Source organism: Streptomyces sp. NPDC058086 (genome assembly GCF_042885015.1).
Classification (GTDB): Bacteria; Actinomycetota; Actinomycetes; order Streptomycetales; family Streptomycetaceae; genus Streptomyces.
Genome location: NZ_JBHVST010000151.1, coordinates 1 through 18105 on the forward strand (window position 1 = coordinate 1; position 18105 = coordinate 18105).

General features: G+C 68.1%; 16 protein-coding genes and 3 pseudogenes. 5 read left to right on the plus strand and 14 right to left on the minus strand.

Annotated features, from left to right (window positions below):
- Positions 1-124: 124 nt before the first annotated feature.
- Entirely contained in the window at positions 125-1528 is a 1404-nt protein-coding gene (locus tag ACFVWD_RS52665; protein ID WP_389605844.1) for an IS4 family transposase, read from the minus strand.
- A gap of 365 nt (positions 1529-1893) precedes the next feature.
- Between ACFVWD_RS52665 and ACFVWD_RS52670 the strand changes: the two genes are divergently transcribed.
- On the plus strand, positions 1894-2079 hold the full coding sequence (locus ACFVWD_RS52670) for a hypothetical protein (RefSeq protein ID WP_389605845.1): 186 nt from the start codon (positions 1894-1896) through the stop codon (positions 2077-2079).
- 79 nt (positions 2080-2158) lie between these two features.
- Here the strand turns inward: ACFVWD_RS52670 and ACFVWD_RS52675 are convergent, their stop codons facing one another.
- The 3 genes from ACFVWD_RS52675 to ACFVWD_RS52685 all read right to left on the minus strand — a co-directional run bounded on the left by ACFVWD_RS52675 (position 2159) and on the right by ACFVWD_RS52685 (position 6002).
- A complete protein-coding gene (locus ACFVWD_RS52675; protein ID WP_389605846.1) occupies positions 2159-3385 on the minus strand; it encodes a DUF418 domain-containing protein in 1227 nt (408 codons plus the stop codon).
- A gap of 201 nt (positions 3386-3586) precedes the next feature.
- Positions 3587-4246: a DUF4913 domain-containing protein gene (locus ACFVWD_RS52680; RefSeq protein WP_389605848.1), complete on the minus strand. Its 660-nt coding sequence runs from the start codon at positions 4244-4246 to the stop codon at positions 3587-3589.
- Entirely contained in the window at positions 4227-6002 is a 1776-nt protein-coding gene (locus ACFVWD_RS52685; RefSeq protein ID WP_389605850.1) for a type IV secretory system conjugative DNA transfer family protein, read from the minus strand. The genes ACFVWD_RS52680 and ACFVWD_RS52685 overlap by 20 nt, the downstream gene beginning before the upstream one ends.
- 371 nt (positions 6003-6373) lie before the next feature.
- Here ACFVWD_RS52685 and ACFVWD_RS52690 point away from each other — a divergent pair, with 371 nt between their 5' ends.
- Positions 6374-6778 (plus strand): zinc ribbon domain-containing protein, encoded by a 405-nt coding sequence (locus ACFVWD_RS52690; RefSeq protein ID WP_389605852.1) that lies wholly within the window; start codon positions 6374-6376, stop codon positions 6776-6778.
- A 31-nt stretch (positions 6779-6809) separates the two neighbouring features.
- Here the strand turns inward: ACFVWD_RS52690 and ACFVWD_RS52695 are convergent, their stop codons facing one another.
- The 7 genes from ACFVWD_RS52695 to ACFVWD_RS52725 all read right to left on the minus strand — a co-directional run bounded on the left by ACFVWD_RS52695 (position 6810) and on the right by ACFVWD_RS52725 (position 13283).
- On the minus strand, positions 6810-8231 hold the full coding sequence (locus ACFVWD_RS52695) for an ATP/GTP-binding protein (RefSeq protein ID WP_389605854.1): 1422 nt from the start codon (positions 8229-8231) through the stop codon (positions 6810-6812).
- A 131-nt stretch (positions 8232-8362) separates the two neighbouring features.
- Positions 8363-9856: an SCO6880 family protein gene (locus ACFVWD_RS52700; RefSeq protein ID WP_389605855.1), complete on the minus strand. Its 1494-nt coding sequence runs from the start codon at positions 9854-9856 to the stop codon at positions 8363-8365.
- 312 nt (positions 9857-10168) lie between these two features.
- Positions 10169-11368, minus strand: a complete 1200-nt coding sequence (locus ACFVWD_RS52705; protein WP_389605856.1) for a hypothetical protein — start codon at positions 11366-11368, stop codon at positions 10169-10171.
- Between the two features lies 1 nt (position 11369).
- The gene (locus tag ACFVWD_RS52710; protein WP_389605858.1) at positions 11370-11870 is read right to left on the minus strand and encodes a hypothetical protein; all 501 of its coding nucleotides are present in this window, start codon (positions 11868-11870) and stop codon (positions 11370-11372) included.
- Positions 11871-12127: 257 nt separating this feature from the next.
- The gene (locus ACFVWD_RS52715; RefSeq protein ID WP_389605860.1) at positions 12128-12403 is read right to left on the minus strand and encodes a hypothetical protein; all 276 of its coding nucleotides are present in this window, start codon (positions 12401-12403) and stop codon (positions 12128-12130) included.
- A gap of 44 nt (positions 12404-12447) precedes the next feature.
- Positions 12448-12750, minus strand: coding sequence for a hypothetical protein (locus tag ACFVWD_RS52720; protein ID WP_389605861.1), 303 nt, complete (start codon positions 12748-12750; stop codon positions 12448-12450).
- Positions 12717-13283 (minus strand): DUF6668 family protein, encoded by a 567-nt coding sequence (locus ACFVWD_RS52725; protein WP_389605862.1) that lies wholly within the window; start codon positions 13281-13283, stop codon positions 12717-12719. The genes ACFVWD_RS52720 and ACFVWD_RS52725 overlap by 34 nt, the downstream gene beginning before the upstream one ends.
- Positions 13284-13801: 518 nt before the next feature.
- Between ACFVWD_RS52725 and ACFVWD_RS52730 the strand changes: the two genes are divergently transcribed.
- From ACFVWD_RS52730 to ACFVWD_RS52740, 3 genes and pseudogenes are all read left to right on the plus strand, one after another.
- Positions 13802-14452 carry a lytic transglycosylase domain-containing protein gene (locus tag ACFVWD_RS52730; protein WP_389605863.1) on the plus strand — a complete coding sequence of 217 codons (651 nt, stop codon included), beginning with the start codon at positions 13802-13804 and terminating at the stop codon, positions 14450-14452.
- Positions 14453-14573: 121 nt separating this feature from the next.
- Positions 14574-14939 (plus strand): hypothetical protein, encoded by a 366-nt coding sequence (locus ACFVWD_RS52735; RefSeq protein ID WP_389605865.1) that lies wholly within the window; start codon positions 14574-14576, stop codon positions 14937-14939.
- 551 nt (positions 14940-15490) lie between these two features.
- A pseudogene (locus ACFVWD_RS52740) lies at positions 15491-15819 on the plus strand (transposase); the annotation flags it as partial.
- 8 nt (positions 15820-15827) lie between these two features.
- Here ACFVWD_RS52740 and ACFVWD_RS52745 read toward each other — a convergent pair.
- From ACFVWD_RS52745 to ACFVWD_RS52755, 3 genes and pseudogenes are all read right to left on the minus strand, one after another.
- A pseudogene (locus ACFVWD_RS52745) lies at positions 15828-16549 on the minus strand (ISAzo13 family transposase); the annotation flags it as partial.
- Between the two features lie 17 nt (positions 16550-16566).
- Positions 16567-17700 (minus strand): IS4 family transposase, encoded by a 1134-nt coding sequence (locus tag ACFVWD_RS52750; RefSeq protein ID WP_389605866.1) that lies wholly within the window; start codon positions 17698-17700, stop codon positions 16567-16569.
- 58 nt (positions 17701-17758) lie between these two features.
- Positions 17759-17926: pseudogene (locus ACFVWD_RS52755) on the minus strand (transposase domain-containing protein); the annotation flags it as partial.
- Positions 17927-18105: the final 179 nt, after the last annotated feature.

The window sequence follows — 18105 nt, forward strand, 5'->3', positions numbered from 1 at the left end:
ATCTCCGCTCCTCCACCCGGAGCCGCCCCGCTACCACCAGGAAAGCGCTAAACAGACGACCTGTCAGCCCTCCACAAGATCACCAACAGAGTCATACCGTTGCCTTTGGCGGGAGATGCTGATGTCAAGGGACCCATCCATCTGGGATCACTTCGGTGTGGAGGGTGTACTTCTGGGCCTTCCGGGGGTGCCGTGTCCGGTTGAAGGGGTACTTGCTGTACCTCTTCAGCATCCGTGACTTCACCCGCCACCGCCGTTGCTCTGGGACCAGGTTCGCCAAGACAACATGGCCGATAGCGCCGACCAGCGTCACCGGCTCGGTGATGGTGATGCCGTTCCCGGCGACGATCTGGTCGGCGGCAGCCTGCAGCAGGATCGTGAAGCTCACCTGCCGAGGAGACAGTTCGGGGTGTGCGGTGGTGAGGTCGCCGGCCATCCGGACCAAGGCCTGGTAGACGGTCAGCAGGGCATAGATCTCCTGCTCGAGGCCGGGGACCGTCCGGGACCGCAGGATGCGCCCGTCGAGGATGGTGGACTTCAGCGAGAAGTAGCAGGTCTCCGCCTGCCACCGCCGGTGATAAAGCTCGATCAGCTCCATGGCGGGATGGCGCTCGGCGTCCAGGAGCGTGGTGAGCAGACGCCACAGCTCGGTGCGCCGGGTCCCGTCGGCGAGCGTGACGGTCACCCATGCCTCGATCACCCTCACCTCCAGGCGCTGCCCGTAGCCACGGCCTGCCCGGTAGTTGTTGGACTGGATGAAGGTCCGGTAGGAGCCGTCCGGCAGAGGATGCCGGATGGTCGGGCGGCGCTTGCGGGTGGACCGGAGCAGGAAGGCCGCGCCGGTGTCGGAGACAGCGGTCAGGAAGCCGACGGCGTCGTAGTAGGCGTCGGCGAGCAGGAGCATCGAACCGTCCAGGCTGCCCAGCAGGCGGTGGGCGTATGAGATCTCCCCGGTGCGGTCCGGGCCGAAAACCGCGTCGATCAGGGCACGGGTGCCGCATTCGACCAGGGTCACCAGGCGCACGATCGGGTAGCCGAACTCGCGCACAGGACCGATGTGCTTGGGATAGCGCCAGGTCACAGCGGGCTCGTCGGGGGCGTTCAGCGTGGTGCCGTCGATGGCGACCACGCGCCGCCCGCGGTAGAAGGCGCAGGTCTGGGCAGGGGTGGCCACCGGCCCGGCCAGAACGGTGAACAGGGCACGCAAGGGTGCGACGCCCAGTCGGCGGCGGGCCCGCGACAGAGACGACGCGCACGGATGAGCCACGACGGTATCGCCCAGACCCACGGTGAGCTTGCCCCAGACGCCCTGATAGGAGGACCGTTCGAAGAAGGCCAGGGCAAGGACGAAGTACACCACGACCCGCGCCGGGAGCAGACGCAGCCGTTGTTCCCTCGCGGCGGCTTCCTCGATGACCGCATCCACGAGGACGGGATCGATGATCTGGGTCAGCTCACCGACATGGCCGGGTGCGTATACGTCCGGGCCTGTCCGTATCGACGAGACGCTGGCAGACTTCGGTAACAACGGGACCTCCGGGTTGCTCGCCCTGGCTCGACACCAAGGGACTTACCCGAGGTCCCGTCCTGATGTTCGCCCCCTTGACGACCCGCCCGCCGGTCTAACGCAACGGTGTTGCCGCCACGTGGTGTAGCCAATCAAGTACTCGGAATGCGCAGGTCATCGCCGCATTGACGCGATTCGGGGCCGACAATGGCACTGACGGCAGGTCAGCCGATCTCAACGCGGGAACCGTTGCCCATCAGGTGGCAGACGCGCGGCTTACCGGAACGCGTCGAGCAAGGTCGCTTACACCACGAAGCGGGACACGACCCGGGCCGAAGGACGAACACAAGTGGCTGACCGCTTCCCTCATCCACCCACCCGAGTGTGTGATCGCCGATGCCATCGACCAGGGCGGGGCTCGCGACCCGCACCGCCGCAGGACCTGGGTCGCGCTCGTCGACGGCGACCGCCACCAACTCGACCTCCTGAAGCAGCAGGCCCGACCACCGAAAGCCGGTGACAGGCCAGTTGACGAACTCATGGGTGCCGCCGCCCAGGGATGGATCATTTGATGGGCAAGCTCGGCCCCAAACGGGCTGGGACCGGCGCGGATGCGACAGGGCGCTGCCTGACCGTGTCCCAGTGGCACGCTCAGCGCCCCAGGGAAAACCCCCGGGTGATACGCCGCAGGAGCAACTCTGCGGGGCCGTACCGGGCGTGTGCCATGGCGTGTCTGGCGACCAGGAGCTGTGTTCCGTAGAGAACTAGGCAACCCAGTGCCAGCGCGCCAGGGCCGACGCGTCCGTACAGTGCGAACCCGTATCCGGTGAAGATCAACGCGAGGACCAGGGACTGAAGCAGATAGTTCGTCAGCGCCATACGTCCCGCCGGGGCCAGCACGTCCCGCAGCCGCCTGCCGAACCGTGCACGCCCCATCAGCAGCAGGAGGCCACAGCCGTATGCAGCGGTCAGTGCAGGAGCTGTCAGGATACCGAAGGCCCTCCCCACATAAGCGAAGCGGTCGTCCAGCGGGCCGTTCTCACACATCGCCATGAACATGCTTCCAGGAAGCCCGATCAGCGCGCCGAGTCCCAGTATGCGCTTCGCCCACACGGTGTATCGGGCCGGTTCCTCGAGAACTCGGTGTTTTCCGGCTGCGAAGCCCACCAGGAAGGCGGCGAAGAGATGCCCCGCGTAGAGAATGGCTCCGCCGGCCATCTCTCGATAAAGACCGACGTTGGCACGGATGATGTCAAGCGGCCCGCCCCGATACGCTGCGGCATCCCTTGCGGCAAGATCAGTAGCAGCACCCGAGCCCGGCTCCGTCACGACCAACGTCAGCACGCCGATCACCAGGAAGACCGCCGTCAAGAAGGCGATGATCAGACAGGCGACACGCAGCGCGGTTCGCGCCCGCAGGCGTCGTACGGCCATCAAGACCAGCCCCAGCGCAGCGTAGGTGGTCAAGATGTCGCCGGGATACAGCAGCACCGCGTGTGCGGCGCCTATAAGGAACAGTCCAAGAAGCCGTCGCCCGTGGCGCCGGGCGAAGGGCACTCCATCCCTGTCGGCAGCACGCATCTGCAGGGTGAAGCTGTATCCGAAGAGAAAGGAGTAGAGCAGATAGAACTTCATCGTGCACAGGGCCGTGACGAGCCATGCGGCAACGTGGTCGCCGACGGCGACGGGACCTGTGGGCAAGCCGTACACGCCCGCGATGACTTGGGCGTTGACCAAGCAGATACCGAGCAGTGCGAAGCCACGCAGGGCGTCGATTTCCGCAATGCGAGCAGCCGTACCCTCCATGCCGGCCTCAGGGGCTGGCTTTCCGCGCAGCGTGCCTGGCAGGTGAAGCGGAGGCATCTCCATCGCTTTCATGGTCGAGATGTGAGTAAGGCGGGTCGGCCGACCCGCGATTCGGCCGGAGACCGAGCCGAGGCCTACCCATTGATGCGCGTGGGACACCGGAGGTCGGGCCGGGCAGCGAACGTGCTAACAGATGTGGCACTGAATCCCCGGCCGTTCAGGGCCGGGATGTCAAGCAATGCCCTTCGGGAGCCCAACGGGTCGCCGTCGCTGTCACTCCATCCCGTTCTCGACGCGCGGCGGTTCCTTTGGCCGGTGACCGCCCGGCTTGCACCCGGCAAACGGGCCGGAAGGGTCACGCAGGGAGGTCATCACCGGCTGGAGGTAGTCGCGGTGCCATGATGCCGGCCCGGTCAGCGGTGCCTTGGACCCGGTCAGCTCCTGCCAGGCCATCCAGAGGCCGTAGAGCTGGGCGACGGCCTCCATGTGTTCCCACCAGCGTGGGCACCAGGGAGCGTTGGAGGTGGTCTCCCGGCCGTAGACCGGCAGCAACAGATGATTGACCCAGCGCATCAGATCGAACAGCGCCGTCGTGAAATCCTCCTCCATCTTGTAGAGGATGAAGGGGGATTCGGTGTCTTGGGGGGGCTGCTCGTCGCCGCCGGACGCCGACGGCGGGGACTGGGTACCGGCCCCGTGCTCGGGGCTTGCCTCGTCCGCTTCCGCGCTCTCGGGATGCCCCGACCTCATGGGAAATTCCCCATCCGCCGAAGGCCGCGGATGCTCATCCGGTGTTGCTGGTGCCCCGTGCACTTCTTCTGCTTCGGGCGCCGTGGTTCCCGTCCCACCCGGCAGCACGCCCGTTTGCAGGTCCCCACCGGTGACCGGCGGCGTGTTCGGTGCGGCATACAGCTCATCGTTGTTCGACAGCATGTGTGGTCCATTTCTGTGCGGCACGGAGGGTGATGGCCTCGGCCTCCTTGGCCGCCGCCGCCGAGATGGCCGCCGCGTCGGCCTCCTTGTACCAAGGGCGGAGGCGGATCAGGGCCGGCCTGATTCCGGTGGCCAGCAACAGAGCGGTGCCCTTGGGAAGGGCGCGGATGCGGTCGGGCGGAAGGATCGGATCCAGGCGGTAGGAGACGGAACGGGAGGTGCCTTCCTTGCCTCTGGAGACGCTCACCGTGCTGACGTCCCTCTGGCCGACGAGCTTGGAGATTTTCTCCACGAAGTCGGCGTCGTCGAGCCCGGCACCGAGCAGCTTGATGGTCGCGGCACTCCAGAGCGCGTCCATGCCGGCTTCTCCCCACACTCGGCTGCCCTGCCGGTAACTCTGCAGCAGGGTCACGACGTTGATGCCGCGGGATCCCAAGTGGCTGTAGAGGTCGGGCAGATCGGAGATGCGGCAGACGTTGGCGGCCTCGTCCAGGACCGCGGTCATGGGCGGGTCGAGGCGGCCGCCCATACGCTCGGCCGCGACCACGCCTGCACGCATGGTCGCATCCGCAAGACCGGCGATGACGCCGGCTGCCGAGCCACCGCCGTCTTTGGACAGCAGGTACAGGGTGTCGTCGCCGAGGACATGCTCGTGCGGCCGGAACTCCGGTAGGTCCGGGTTGGGCATCACCCAGGCGACGATGTCGGGGTCGAGCAGGCACGAGACACACTGGCGTGCGGTCTCGTAGATGCCATCGCGGGTCTGCTCGGCGCCGCGGATGGTGCCCTGCAGTTGCTCGGCGAGGGCTGTCATGCCTGCGTCGCGCAGCAGGTCGATCGGGGTCCGGTCGGCCGGATCGGCCAGCCAGGCAAGGAGGTCGAACACCGATGCCTTGCCGCGTGCGGCAGCGAGGAAGAGGGCCGTCAGCGTGTTCTGAGCGGCCGAAATCCAGAAGTCCTTCTTCGACGCGTCGTCGTTGACCGATGCGACGAAATGGCCGGCCAGACGGCGCGCACCCTCGACGGTCATGCATTCGGCGAGCATGTCCCACCACATCTCGCGCGATGCATGGGCGATGCCTTGCGGATCGAACGTCCATACCTTGCCGGCTTTGGCGCGCTCGGCCCTGGTGACCGCGAAGACATCGGACTTGTTGGACGTCAGGAGCACCGAACCGCGGGCCCTGAGGACTCGGGGGATCGCGATGCCCGTGGACTTGCCCGCGCGGGGAGCCATCAGATGGAGTTCGACGTCCTCGAAGGAGGAACGCAGTTCGGGGCCGTCGGGTTCCAGGTTGCCGAGGAGATTGCCGGTGTCGTCGGGATGCAGTTCTTTCTTGCCCTTGAGCGAGGGGCGCAGGTCGCGGGCGCGTCCGGCGATGCCCTGGGGTGTCAGGGCCGCCAGCTCGCGCGCGTTCGCCAGTCCCTTGGGCTGTGAACTCGCCTTCAATACTTTGCGCAGCACAAGGATCATCGGTGCGGCGCCCGAGGCGAACACGGCGACGATGCCGGCGAACACGCCTGCAGGCGCGGCGCCCGGCCACAGGCGGGCGGGGCCGTGGGCAGTCAGCTCGACGAAGGTCGAAAGGGCGAAGGGCGGCGGGTCCCAGCCTGCTCCGGTCACCGCGGCACCCAGGGTCCCGCCGAGCCAGACGCCGCCGAACACGACGAGGGACACCGTTGCCACGGCGACGATTGCCCACGGCGCCAGTTCGGAGCCCTGCATCCTCCCCCTGGCTGCGGAGGTGGTTTTCATCGGGTCTCCTCCGAGGTAACCCCGCCCTCCAGGGCGGGGAGGTACGGGACCGCTGCGGAGTGGGCCAAAGCCGGCTGGCTCGCCGCCGGGACGGACCGATGTTCGCTCCCAACCGACCGCAGGTGGTGACGAAGTGGTGTAGTAGTGGGTGCGCCACGAAGGCGACGTGCGTAAAGCGAGCGTTCAAGTACCGCTGCATCCCTAGTGATGCGCAGGTGGCCGCACTGTTGCGCTGCGCTCACTGCTTGGGTGACCGCAGGCTGACACTGGCTGAGATGACCGATCCGCTGGACATCGTGTGGGCCCCTCCGCTCCCGCCGGGCGCGCAGTCGTCCACGGTGACCATGCGGGACGCGGCAGGCCGCTGATGCGTGTCCCTGCTGGTCAAGGACCCGGCCTCGGGGGCGCTGCCTGCCACCGACACGGCCGACGGCAGGCTCGCTCGCTCCGGCCCGGAGGCGGCGTGGCTCGAGTTCCGCAGCGTGCTGCGGTGCCAGGCTCAGTGGTACGGCGGCGAAGTTTTCGCGGCCGACCGCTGGTTTCCCTCCTCCAGGCCGTGCTCGGACTGCGAAGGGCCGCGGGACGCGATGCGGCTGCACGTGCGGACCTGGGCGTGCGAGGGCGGCATCACCCACGACCGCGACGTGAGCACGGCACGGAGCCTCTTGGCCGCCGGGCTGGCGGCATCGGCTTGTGGAGCCAGTACAAGACCTCAACGGAACACTCCGGGCGGGCAGTCGGTGATGAAGCAGGTAGTGCCGCGGCGCGGGCTGTAGGAATTCACGGCCTTTCACGGCCGGGAGGATGTCAAACTTGTGTTTCCCAGCTCGTGTCTACGGCTTGGATCTGCGGCTGGTTGGCCGTCCAGCGGCTATTGGTGTCGTGCAGTTCGCGTTCGGTGTCGGTGATCGCGACCTTGATGGGGATGCCGGGCCGACCACCCACCTTGATCAGGAACCGGCCGCGACCGGGGGGCTCCTCGTGGCCTCCGCTCATCGCCCAGCCGGGGGGCGACGACCAGGAGGAGACCAGTTCGACCTCGCGTTCCGAGAGCCCGACGACCCGGCCGAGGTCCTCCATCTCGGCGCGGGGCAGCCCAGCGCAGACGACCATGCCCGCACGCTCGACGAATCCTCGTGCTTTGGCCCGGTCGGACTCGCTGCCCAGGGCTTCCGCGTCCTTCAGGGTGTGGGTGATCTTGGCGTCGCCCAGGCCGAGGGAGCGGTTGAGCCGGGTGAGGGCGTCGATGCGGTCAACGATGCCGGAGGCGGCGCGCAGCGGCCGCCACAGCTCGTCGAGCACGGCGAAGAACCAGCGGCGCGGGGCGAGTCCGGCATCGGCCAGGGCGTGGGAGGCGGCCACCGTGCCCAGGCCGTCGGACCAGGCCGCCAGCATGGCTGCCGCCGTCAGTTGGGTGTCCCCCTCACCGATGCGGGAGATGTCGATGCACACCGCGGGGGCGTTGGGGTTGATGCGGGTGGAGGTCGCGGAGGCGAAGGTGTTGCCGAGCGGGCCGTCCAGGATGCCGAGCAGGGAGCGGTGCAGCGGGTCGACGGCGTCGTGGTATCGGGATACGTCGCCCCGGTCCAGGGTCACGGAGCGGACTCGGTCCGGCCCTTCACGCAGCACCGCCAGCAGATCGGGCAGCAGCGGTGCCTGGCCCGTTGGTGTCCTCTCCCGCAGGTGGTGCAGGGCGGCGGAGAGCACCGATTGCTCGTGGTCGTCCATCGGGCGGGAGCGTACGACCGTGATGAGCGCGGCGACCATGTTGAGGACGCGGCCGTGGGTCTCGGCCTCCAGGGCTTTTCCGGCCTCGCCGCCGAGCCTTGCCGCGGCGGCACCCATTGCGCCGGGGTCGAGGATGTTGATGCCGCCGACGCCACGCCCGATGGAGATCACCTGCCCTCCCAATGCTCTTACGGTGTCGGCGTAGTCGGGCTTGAGGTCGCCGAGCACCAGCGGTACGACGCCGGTCGCGGACAGCCCGATGAGCATCCGGTTGACGAGGGTGGACTTGCCCAGGCCGGGCATGCCGAGCATGAACAGCGACGGGTTGGAGATGTAGCGGGCGCGGGTGAACCAGGAAATCGGATCCCCGCACACGGTGGCGCCGGTCTGCAGGTGCTGGCCGAGCGGCACCCCGGTCATGGGGGCGGCGGAGCCCGCCGTGAACGGCCACAGCCCGCACGCCTGCACGGTGGTGGCCCGCCACATGGTCGGCGGGTCCATATTGCCTACCTGCCCGCCGCCCGGTCCGAGCCAGCCGCCTGGGCCGGCGAGCGCGGGCCGAGGAGCGGAAGCACCTCGGCTGCTCTTGGTCCGGGACTGGCTCGGCGAAGCCGAGGGGGCTGCCTTGCCGTTCACAGTGCCTCCTGCAGCTCGTGGGGAATGAGAGTGTGCTGCCACGGCAGGACGCCGACGGGAAGCGTGCAGGAGAAGGCCGCGGCCTGCATCCGGTCGGCCGGGCGCAGGGTAATGCGGGCGGCTGCCTGGAGGTTGCGTACAGTCACATTTGCGTCGGAGAGCTGGTCGGCCGAGTCGACGGTCACCGTGAGCATCAGCGAGAACTCCACCAGACCGGCACCTGCGGCCTCCTCCGCCGCCGTCTGCTCGGCCGCCTGCACCTCCGAGGCCGCACGCGCCTGGACCATGCCGCGGCCCGAGGTGGCCATGAACTGCGCGGCGCGACGGTCGGCTTCGACGATCCGGGCCGAAGTCGCCGGGTCGATCGGTCGATACAGCAGGGCGACCCGCTTGCGCCGTGTGCCCGGCGCGGCCTCCAGGAGTCCGTGCAACACATTGGAGCGGACGGTGCCGCGCGGGGCCAGGGTCAGCATCCACGTGCGCGAGACGCCGGAGTCGTGATGGTAGGCGTTGACCGTCTCCACGCATGCGGCCGGACCGGCGTCGTCCCACACGAGGCCCGTGCCGCCGTACTGGGCACGGACCTCGAGGACCTCCGCCGAAACGGCGGGATCGTAGGCGACCCGCACGACCTCGGCGATGCGCTCCGCCGACAGCGGTGCGGCCGAGCCACCGCCGGCACCGACCAGTCCCGCGAGCAGGCCCGGGATCCGGATGGCCAGGTCTGTGATCACCTCGGCCTGGTCGCGCTTTTGCCCTTGGGGTATCCCGTAGGTGAGGGTGATGTAGGTGTGCATCTCGGAGGAGGCCGACGGATAGCTCTGGACCACCTCTTCCATGACAGCCCGCGCCGCGGGCGGCGCGTCCTGCTTGATGCGCGGCAGCACCTCGCTGGCCAGCCGGGTGCCCGGGTCGGGGGCCGTCTCTACGACGACGGAGGCACCGCGCAGCTCCGGCTCGTGCGACAGCCGGGCCAGCCATTCACCCCAGGAGGCCACCCACACGTCCACTTGGTCGGGGTCGACGAGAGAGCCGCCATCCGGCTCGCAGCCGAGCACGATGGTGTAGAGGTTGCGGCCGCGGTGATGCAGTACGCCGAAGGGCCGGTCGTACGCGTCGCGCCCTTCGCTCACTGTGACCCGGCTGAGCAGCCCCGGGGGGCGGAACCGCCCGCCGGGGCGCTGGGACAGCGGGCCCGAGACGTAGGTATGGGCCCCCTTCGCCTTGCGGCGGAACCAGCCGATGCGCAGGGCGAGCAGCTGGTAGAGGTTACGCCCGTCCTGCGTACGCATGGTGAGGGGTGCGAGGACGAGGGTGAGAGGGACGAGCACGACCAGCGCGGCCAGCAGGGAGACCAGCGAGGCCAGCAAGGTCAGCACGAGCCCGCCGAACACGCCGAAGGTGCCGATCAGACCGAACGGGCCGAGCCCGGGACGTCTGGGCCGGCGCCAGTTCCCGTAGGTGGGGCGCGCTGCCACTTCCGTGGACATGGAGATTCCTTCCCGAGGAGCTGTGCGTGTGCAGGTGCTGGAATTGCAGGTGCTGAGCGGGCGGGAGCGGACACACCGGTCGGTCACCGGTTCCCTTCGTCGCGGGCAGCGACCTGGTGTGGCGTCGCCTGCAGGGGCGGTAAAGGCGTTCGGTGCAGGGCAGGTCTCCCGCCACGGCTGCTTCCCGGTGGCCGCGGTGGGCGCACTCACCGCTTCCTCCACGCCGCGGGGGCCGATGCCCTTGCACGGCCTGTGCTGCCCTGATGACCGGGCGGAGGCGGTGCCCGGCCACCGTGGTGGCGCGGCCTGCCGTCAGCGTTGGTCACCGTTGGCGCCGCCGGCCGCACTGCCGGCGTTCTTCCCGGCTGCCTTGGCAGTGTTCGCGGCCGCCCCGATGGCCATGCCCGCGGGACCGGCCGCTGCGGCCGACCGGGCACCCATGGCGCCGCCGGCGCCGCCGGGCACGTTGCCGCCCTGCCCGGTCGAAGCCCCGCCGGCTGCCGGCTGGCCGGCCCGCCCCGCTCCCCCGGCGCTGCCCGCTCCCCCGGCGCTGCCGGGCGTACCGGAGGCTCCCGACGGGCCGGATCGACCGCCTGCGCCGGGACCGGACTTCATCATGCCTCCTGCGGTCTTCTTCGCACCGGTAGCCATCATGCTCCTGGCGGCGCCGGTAGCCACCTCCGTACTCCTTTGCCCGATGTCTCCGTCCAGCTCCCCGGTGGGTACGACGAGCTTCAGCAGCGCCGGCAAAGCCAGCGCGGACAGGAGCAGGACGCCCATACCGGCGATCTTCTCGTGGATGCCGCTCTGCGGACCGCTGTCGATCATGGCTGTCCCGGCGAACATGACGAGTCCTGCAGCAGGTTTGTACATCAGCCAGGCGAACATCCAGCCGATGTGCTTGCGCCACCAGGTACTGCCCCAGTCCGTCATGGATGCGGCGGCGGCGACTGGCAGGGTGCCCAGCAGGATGATCATCACGCCCAGGCGGATGTACAGCAGGATCACCTGCAGGATCGCGGCGATGAGCAGCAAGAACGCCAGGATCAGCAGCAGGAATCCATTGACCCTTCCGTCGTCGGTGCACCCGATGTTGGTGAGCTGCCGTTCCGCGCCTGCCTGGAAGAGATGGTCCGCGTAGCGGTCCGACAGACTGGCGAGCGTCGTCATCACGGCGGTCGCACCACCGGCCACCAGGACCACCCGCAGCAGGCCTGTGAGTGCCTTTTTGCCGGGTTCGCCTCGGCGTTCCAAAGCCATTCGGGCGGCGGCGAAGAGAAGGGATCCCACGGCTGTGTAGACGACAATCCACTGAGTCTGAGCACTGATGTCCCGGGCTGCACCACCCGCCACCAGGGTGGGGATGTGCGTGGCCAGATCGCCGAAGACCGAGATAGCGGCCTGGAGCACGGAATTGGCAATTCCCTTGATGATGGTGCCGACCGGATCGCCCAGGAAGCCGAAGAATCCAACGACGAGATCCGTGACCGGATTTCCGGTGGGGCATGCCATGTCAGACCTCCCACCGGACGAATCCGTCGGCGCGGCTCACGGGGGACACTGTCGAGTGCAGCCCGCCACCGGTTTCCGGCTCGATCTTCCAGTCGCCGCCACTCCACCGCACCGAGAGCGATGTCGTGTTGAGGCCGCCCTGCCCGGTCTTGACGAGCAGGACCACTGTCGCCTTGTCACGGCTGTAGTCCGCGAGAGAGAACCCCGCATAACTGCCTGTCTCACGCTCCTTCACGCTGGTCTGCGGGATCGACGCACGCTGCGAGGTGAACATGTCTCTGCCAAAGCCGGCCACGACCTGCTCCTCGACGATCGTGCGCCAATTGGTCCCGCTCATCTGCGCGGGGATGACATGAGCGGCCATCACCGCCCCCATGGGGGTACGGGCGAAGCACCACAGCACCGGCCCCTCGGAGAGGGTCGGCCCCGCCGACGGCGAGGTCGGCACCTGGGCGCCGCCGATCGTTCGCCATCGCACATCGCGCGGTGGCGACGTGGGCACGGATGTGTCGGTGTCGTCTGTGCGGCACGTTCCGGGCCGTCCGTGCGCGCTTGCCGACTGCGTCGACAGCATCCCGGGGGCGGCGGGTTGCGCATCGCTTCCGTCACTGTCGTCGGCCGTGACCAGCGAAATCAGGGACAGGAGAAGGGCAGCGGCGAGAAACCCGGCCGCCAGGAGCCGGCTTCGCTGTTTCAGGAACGGCGTGTCTGCCTCGCCGTTGTCGTCGTATGGTGTCCGCATTCCAGAGCCCGCCCGACTCAGGCGAAGACGAACTGGACCAAAGGTCCGGCGGTCGAGACAAGGACGCAACCGCCGAGCACCATGCCCAGGCGGCCCATGTGTTCCGAGCTCTCACCCCGCTTCACCGAGATGGCCATCATCGCGCCCGTCACCAGCACTCCGGCGACGCCCGCCGCGGTACCCGCCCATGCGGCGATGCCGAGCACGAGATCGACCTTCTGCGCGAGTTCGGGAGGGGCTTTGCGAGCCGGGTTGGGGACGGCGGCAAGAAGCGACGCAGCCTCGGTGAGCATGACAGACTCCTGGGTGATGTAAAGGGATATTTCGGCGGCTGGGGTCAAATCGTGAGCGGGCCGAGGAATCGGATGATCGGCCCCGCGGTCGCGGCCAGGACGCATGCGCTGAGCACGGTGATCAATTTGCGCATGTGGGACGCCCCCTCGCCCGGTTCTCCGCGGTGCAACTGCAGGGCCATCAAGCTGCCGGTGACGATGACGCCGCCCACACCTGCCGCAGACGCACACCAGGCGAGAATCCCCAGCAGGCGGTCGGCATCGGCGCCCGGGTTGAAGGTGCCTGCGAGCATGCGTGCCATCGATCCGTTGGTCACCATGAGCTTCTCTCCGAGACGGGCATCCATGTTTGGATGAAAGCGGCGATTTCGGTGATCTCCTTGGGGGTCTTCTCCACCGGCCGGCCCATGCGCCAGGAAGGGACCCAGGGAACCCGGAACGAACGGACCGCCGAGCCGACCACACGGACGCGTTGTGCCAGTCCCAGAGGGAGGCGACCGGGCGCGTCCGCGACCAGGACGAGAGCCATCGGCTCGATGCCCGCCGGATGCCGGCCCGTACGCACAGCCTCCAACACGCGGGACGCGGCCTGCAGACCCGCGGCATGAGTCCTGGCCACGAAGAGGAACCGGCCGGGTTCGCCCCGGGTGACGTCTGGCCAGCGAGTCCCAATGTCCACACCACCCAATGCCCTCGACAGCGTCGTCGCCCCGGCCCCGCCGTGCGCGCAGACCCAGCCGATGCCCCCGCCCGTAGTCCCCCCATCAGCGTGCGTGGCCATACGTGGAGAAGAGGCTTGCACTGGCCCGGATTCGGGACGCACTGCGACGGGCCCGCGCACCCAGATCTGCGCTGCGGATTCTGTGGCGGGAACGCCCATCGGTAACGCCTCCTCCTAGACCGGTGGGATCTCCGCTCCCTCAGCCGCGCCGAAGCACACGGGAACCCCGGATGGTTTGTCCAACAGCGGCAACGGGTCCTCCGCCGCCCGCCGGTGGGCTGCATCGCCTACAGAGCGCAGGAGAGAGATGGAACGTCGCTTCGTCCGCCTCCCCGGCCCGACTCGCCCTTCAGCAGCCACAACGGACACACATGGGCAGCTGGTTCACGACTTCTGTCAATTGATGGCGTTGAACCCGAACCCAGCCGCGCCCGTTTGGGCGTGCGAGAGCTCCGCGCTGCAGCGGCCGACAGCGGCAGGCCGCACCGTCCCGTTCACGGCAGGCGGCCGTCCCGTTCACCGGTCTTTGGCAAAGAAGGTTCATCATGAGCAACAGGGCACGCCCCGGGCGCCGAGCAGGCGCTGCCACAGCTACGAGCGCCGCTGCCAGAGCTGCGGCGGCGGCAGGCGGCCTGGGCTGCCTCGCCTCCCCTGTCGTCCTGCTCGTCGCGACCATCGTGATCATCATCGTGGGGGGCTTCGGCGTCCTGCTGGCTCCGCTGATCGCGATCATCATGCTCTTCAAGGGGGGCGAAGGCCCGGATGTGGACCCGAACAACGTGGCCAGCGTGTTCCAGGGCGACGGCAAAGGGACACTCGACCCGACCGCGGTGCCCGCGGACCTTGTGGATCCGATTCAGGAAGCCGGCACGTTGTGCCCGGAAATCGGTCCCGTCGTGATCGCCGCGCAGATCGACCGGGAGTCCGGGTTCGACGCCAACCTGGTGGGCCCCGACGGTGAACAGGGCATCTCCCAGCTATCGCCGGAGATCTTCGCACGCTTCGGAAAGGACGAAAACGACGACGGCAAGGCTTCCGCACTCGACCCGGCCGACGCCATCCTCGCGCAGGGTAGATACCTGTGCTCATTGGCCCAGCAGGTAAGGCCGTTCGCCACCTCCGGGCAGCCCCCACAGGACCAGCTGAGCATCACTCTCGCAGCATACGACGTGGGCATCGACGCCGTGCAGGCGGCGCAGGGCGTCCCGATGACCAACCGGTCACAAGCTTATGTACTGGGCATCCGGGCCCAGTTCGCCACGTACGAGGGAATCGTGCCCAAGCCGTCCCCCTCGCCCTCCGGCTCGACCAACACCAGCGGACAGTGAGACCTTGCCATGCTCGCACGACTACGGTGGCACAGCGACCTGCACCGGCGCACCCGTCCACCGCAGGGACTCTCCTGACGGTTCCACGTACTCATCGCCCCCGACGGCACAGCAGCGGTCAATGGCGAACGCCTGCCGTCCGACGAGCACGCCCGCGCCGACTGCGGTCCCGGACGAGCTGCACCGGTACGCACAAGTCCGGAACCTGGCGGTCGAGGCGACGGTCCTCGACGAGCAGCGCAGATGGACTCTGCACCTTCGCGTCAGGCCCAACCGCTCGAGCGAACTCCTCGAAGAGCCCGAGACCATGCACCCGGCAGAACCCGTCGGGGGAGCCGAGGCCGGCCAACCCGTGCGCAGGCCACCAGACCCGCGCCCAGACGTGGGCGGCGGTGCCCTCGACGCGACGCCGCTGGACCAGGACACCACCACCTTGAGGATCACCACCGACCGGGTGGCGGCGTCGGCCCCCCAGCCGGAGTCCTGACCTCACCCTCGAAGCCCGCAGGGACGACCGGCCGTGGCGCCGCCCAGGGCTCCACCCCAGACGCGCAGCCGCTCGTCCTCCTTGCGGCCGCGTGCGGCCACGGACACTCCTTCCACGCCTGGCCTCGATCCCGTATCCGAGGAGGTTGCCGGAACCCTCTCAGGATCGGTGAGGCGGTGGCGGCTGGTAAGACCGCTCTCGCCGTCCATCTCGCCACCACGCTCAAAACCAGGAGGCCCTGCGCAGGCTCGGGCCGGAGCAGCCCCACACCCAGGAGGCATACGCGGTGACGCCTACGCCGCCCACCTGGAGGGCCCGTGGAGAGCCGACTGGCAGCGCTCACCGAAATCCCGGCCCCAGACCATCGGAATCCGCGGCCCCGCAGACCGCATCCGGTTGAATCCAAAATGCCCGCGCGCCTAATACTCCAGTTGTGCTTCTCCATATGTCCTGGTCGCGGGGCCGTTTCGGAGTCTAGTTGGCTGACGCTGGATCAGGTTGGTGGTGGTTCGTGACTCACTCGATCGGGGCGCGTTGAACCGGTTGTGAATATGGAGAGCGATACCGAAGTCGGTTCGTGGGATGCCGAGTTGGAGTCGTTGCTGCTGCGGGTGGGCGAGCGGTTCGGCCGCGTCGAGCCGCGGCGGCGGATGCGGGACTACGTGCGTGGCCTGCTGGGCCCGGTGGGCCGGAAGAACAGCTGCAGCGACTGCTGTCGTGGTGCCAGTGGGACCCGGACGAGATCGGCGACGATCTGCGGGACTACGTAGCCGACCAGCTCGGGCAGCCGGACGGTGTCCTGATCGTGGACGACACCGGCTTCCTCAAGAAGGGCACCGTCTCCGCCGGGGTCCAGCAGCAGTATTCGGGGACCGCCGGGGCCTGCAATTAAATAACTGTCAGCGACGGGGTTCGGTGGGAGTCCCCCGGGTGTGTAACTGTTCCAACGTGCGGGCTGCCGATCCGGGTAAAGGTGAGACGACGACCTGGTGCAGGTCCAGGAGCCGGTTTCCGTCCTGGAACTGGTTTGACAAGTTGGTGCGAGTGACACCCAGCAACTGGGCCAGGAACGTAGTGGTCACCGCTCTGCGGCGGCGCAGGATGGCTGCCAGGAGCCGGTGGAGGTGGTCCACGCTGCTGGTTTGCGGGTGGAGGTAGCTTCGCGGGCGGTGAAAGCGTCGCTGGAATGCCGCCTCGGCCATGGCGTCCCAGTAGGGTTCCGAGACCGCCACCAAATGCTCGAAGGCGCTCCGTGACATGCCGGTCAGGGCCGGATCGGTGAGCATCATGGTCAGGTCCGGGTCGATGCGGCGAGCGCTTGCCGGCGCCTCTGGCGTTCGAGGTGGGATGGGAGCCAGTGTGTAGTTCCAGTCGCCGTGGAAGGCGTTTGGTGTGATCGGCAGGGCGTGGAAGTCGGCGGGAGTGACGCTGATCCCCAGGTCGTAGCTGCCTGTGTCGAGTTCGGCCCCGATGGTCAGCCCGGTCCTGGTGGTTGTGGCGGCGATGGTCTCGATGACGACCTGGTAGCTGGTCAGCGGCCGCCCCCGCCAGTTTGCAGTGATGTGGCAGAACATTCGGTGTTCGATCTTGTTCCACTTCGAAGTTCCGGGCCAATGCCGTTGCTTGACTACTGGACTATCGCGGTGTGCAGCGTGATGGCCTTGGCTGTGATCCGCCGTGTCGGTTGCCGATCACGGGTGTTGATCCGGTAGGAGAGCTTCGAGGAGTACTTCGAGTCCGGCCGTTTGAGGTGCCGGTCCGCCTCGCGCAGGCGCCTGGCGCCGTTGTCGAGCTTCCGGCGCACCTTCGCCGCCAGCACGACCAGGAACTTCTTGATCTTCTTGGGCGTGTCCGCGCACTGCCGGACCACGCTGCGCCGCGTGTGCTTGAGGACCTTGACGAACGAGACCCGGTCCGGGTTGATGCCGTTGTCGTCGGCCAGACACATGATGACCCGCGTGAGGCAGTGGTGCACGACCAGGTGCGCCCAGACCTCCTGCCGCACCAGATCCGGGTCTCCCGAGCGCAGGACCTCGACCGGCCCGCGCTGGAACGTCTTGATCTGCCGGAACGCCGACTCCGCCTCCCACCTCGCATGGTAAAGCCCTGCCAACTCCGCCGCCGGATACGCAACCGGGTCCAACAGATCAGTCAACAGCCTGACCACCTCGCCGCCGTCGACGCGGTACTCGATCACCCGGACCAGAACCCCGCCAGGATGCGCGCCCTTCTGCCCGCCCAGGTTCATCCTCCCCAGGTAGGTCCCGTCGGGCAGATACTCAACCGGCCGGTGCGCCACCGGCGAGCGAGCCCGGATCAGCAGATGGGCCCCGAATCCGAGATAGGCCTTCCACAACTCGACCCCGGGGAAGCCCCGGTCCATGATGACGAGCATCTTGCTCGCCGAGGTCGCCAGAGTGATCGCCAACTCCCGCTCACCGCCGCTGAATCCGCCCACCGCCGCGTCGATCTGCGCGTGCGTGCCACACTCGGTCAGTGTCACCACCCGCACTTGAGGGAACCCCGCCGGCTGGCCGTTCTTGACCGGCCCACCGAACGCGGCCCGGTTGGCCGGTGTGTCCGGCGCGTCCAGCACGAACCCGTCCACCGCGGCCAGCCGCATCCCGCGGTAGAAGGAGCCCTCCAGGCCGACCGGGGCCAACGGGTCGGCCAGCTCGCGGAAGACAGCCTCCAGGACCAGCGGTCCCAGACGCCTGCGCGCCCGCGTGAACGAGGACTTGTTCGGGATGCTCCCGCTCAACTCCCGAAATACTGCCCACCAGTTGCTCCGCCACATCGTCATAGGAGTCCTGCTGGAACAGCGCCAGGGCAAGCGTGAAGTAGACCATGAACCCGGCCGGCAGCGCGCCGGGCTTCTTGTCCCGGACCCGGCACTTCTCCAGCACCTCGGCGACCAGTTCCGCAGTCACCCACCGGGTCACCACCCCCAGTCGCACATGATCGGACAACCCCACCCAAGGATGCATGCCGGGCCCAACGACCGCGCTCCTCCGGCGTCACCACGAACTGCTTGACGAGTTCAAGCAACGGCATTGAGTTCCGGGCGGTAGGGGCGTGCAGATCTTTAACCCGTGGCTTTCCGCCCGGTGATTCGTTGGTCTGACATGGGTGAGTTGGAAGAGCAGCGGGCCATGTTGTCAGCCAA

Coding starts and splice junctions, on each gene's coding strand:
- ACFVWD_RS52675 (WP_389605846.1), bottom strand. CDS start 3,385: ATGAAAGCGATGGAGATGCCTCCGCTTCACCTGCCAGGCACGCTGCGC.
- ACFVWD_RS52680 (WP_389605848.1), bottom strand. CDS start 4,246: ATGCTGTCGAACAACGATGAGCTGTATGCCGCACCGAACACGCCGCCG.
- ACFVWD_RS52685 (WP_389605850.1), bottom strand. CDS start 6,002: ATGAAAACCACCTCCGCAGCCAGGGGGAGGATGCAGGGCTCCGAACTG.
- ACFVWD_RS52695 (WP_389605854.1), bottom strand. CDS start 8,231: ATGGACCCGCCGACCATGTGGCGGGCCACCACCGTGCAGGCGTGCGGG.
- ACFVWD_RS52700 (WP_389605855.1), bottom strand. CDS start 9,856: ATGTCCACGGAAGTGGCAGCGCGCCCCACCTACGGGAACTGGCGCCGG.
- ACFVWD_RS52705 (WP_389605856.1), bottom strand. CDS start 11,368: ATGGCATGCCCCACCGGAAATCCGGTCACGGATCTCGTCGTTGGATTC.
- ACFVWD_RS52715 (WP_389605860.1), bottom strand. CDS start 12,403: ATGCTCACCGAGGCTGCGTCGCTTCTTGCCGCCGTCCCCAACCCGGCT.
- ACFVWD_RS52720 (WP_389605861.1), bottom strand. CDS start 12,750: ATGGATGCCCGTCTCGGAGAGAAGCTCATGGTGACCAACGGATCGATG.
- ACFVWD_RS52725 (WP_389605862.1), bottom strand. CDS start 13,283: ATGGGCGTTCCCGCCACAGAATCCGCAGCGCAGATCTGGGTGCGCGGG.
- ACFVWD_RS52735 (WP_389605865.1), top strand. CDS start 14,574: ATGGCGAACGCCTGCCGTCCGACGAGCACGCCCGCGCCGACTGCGGTC.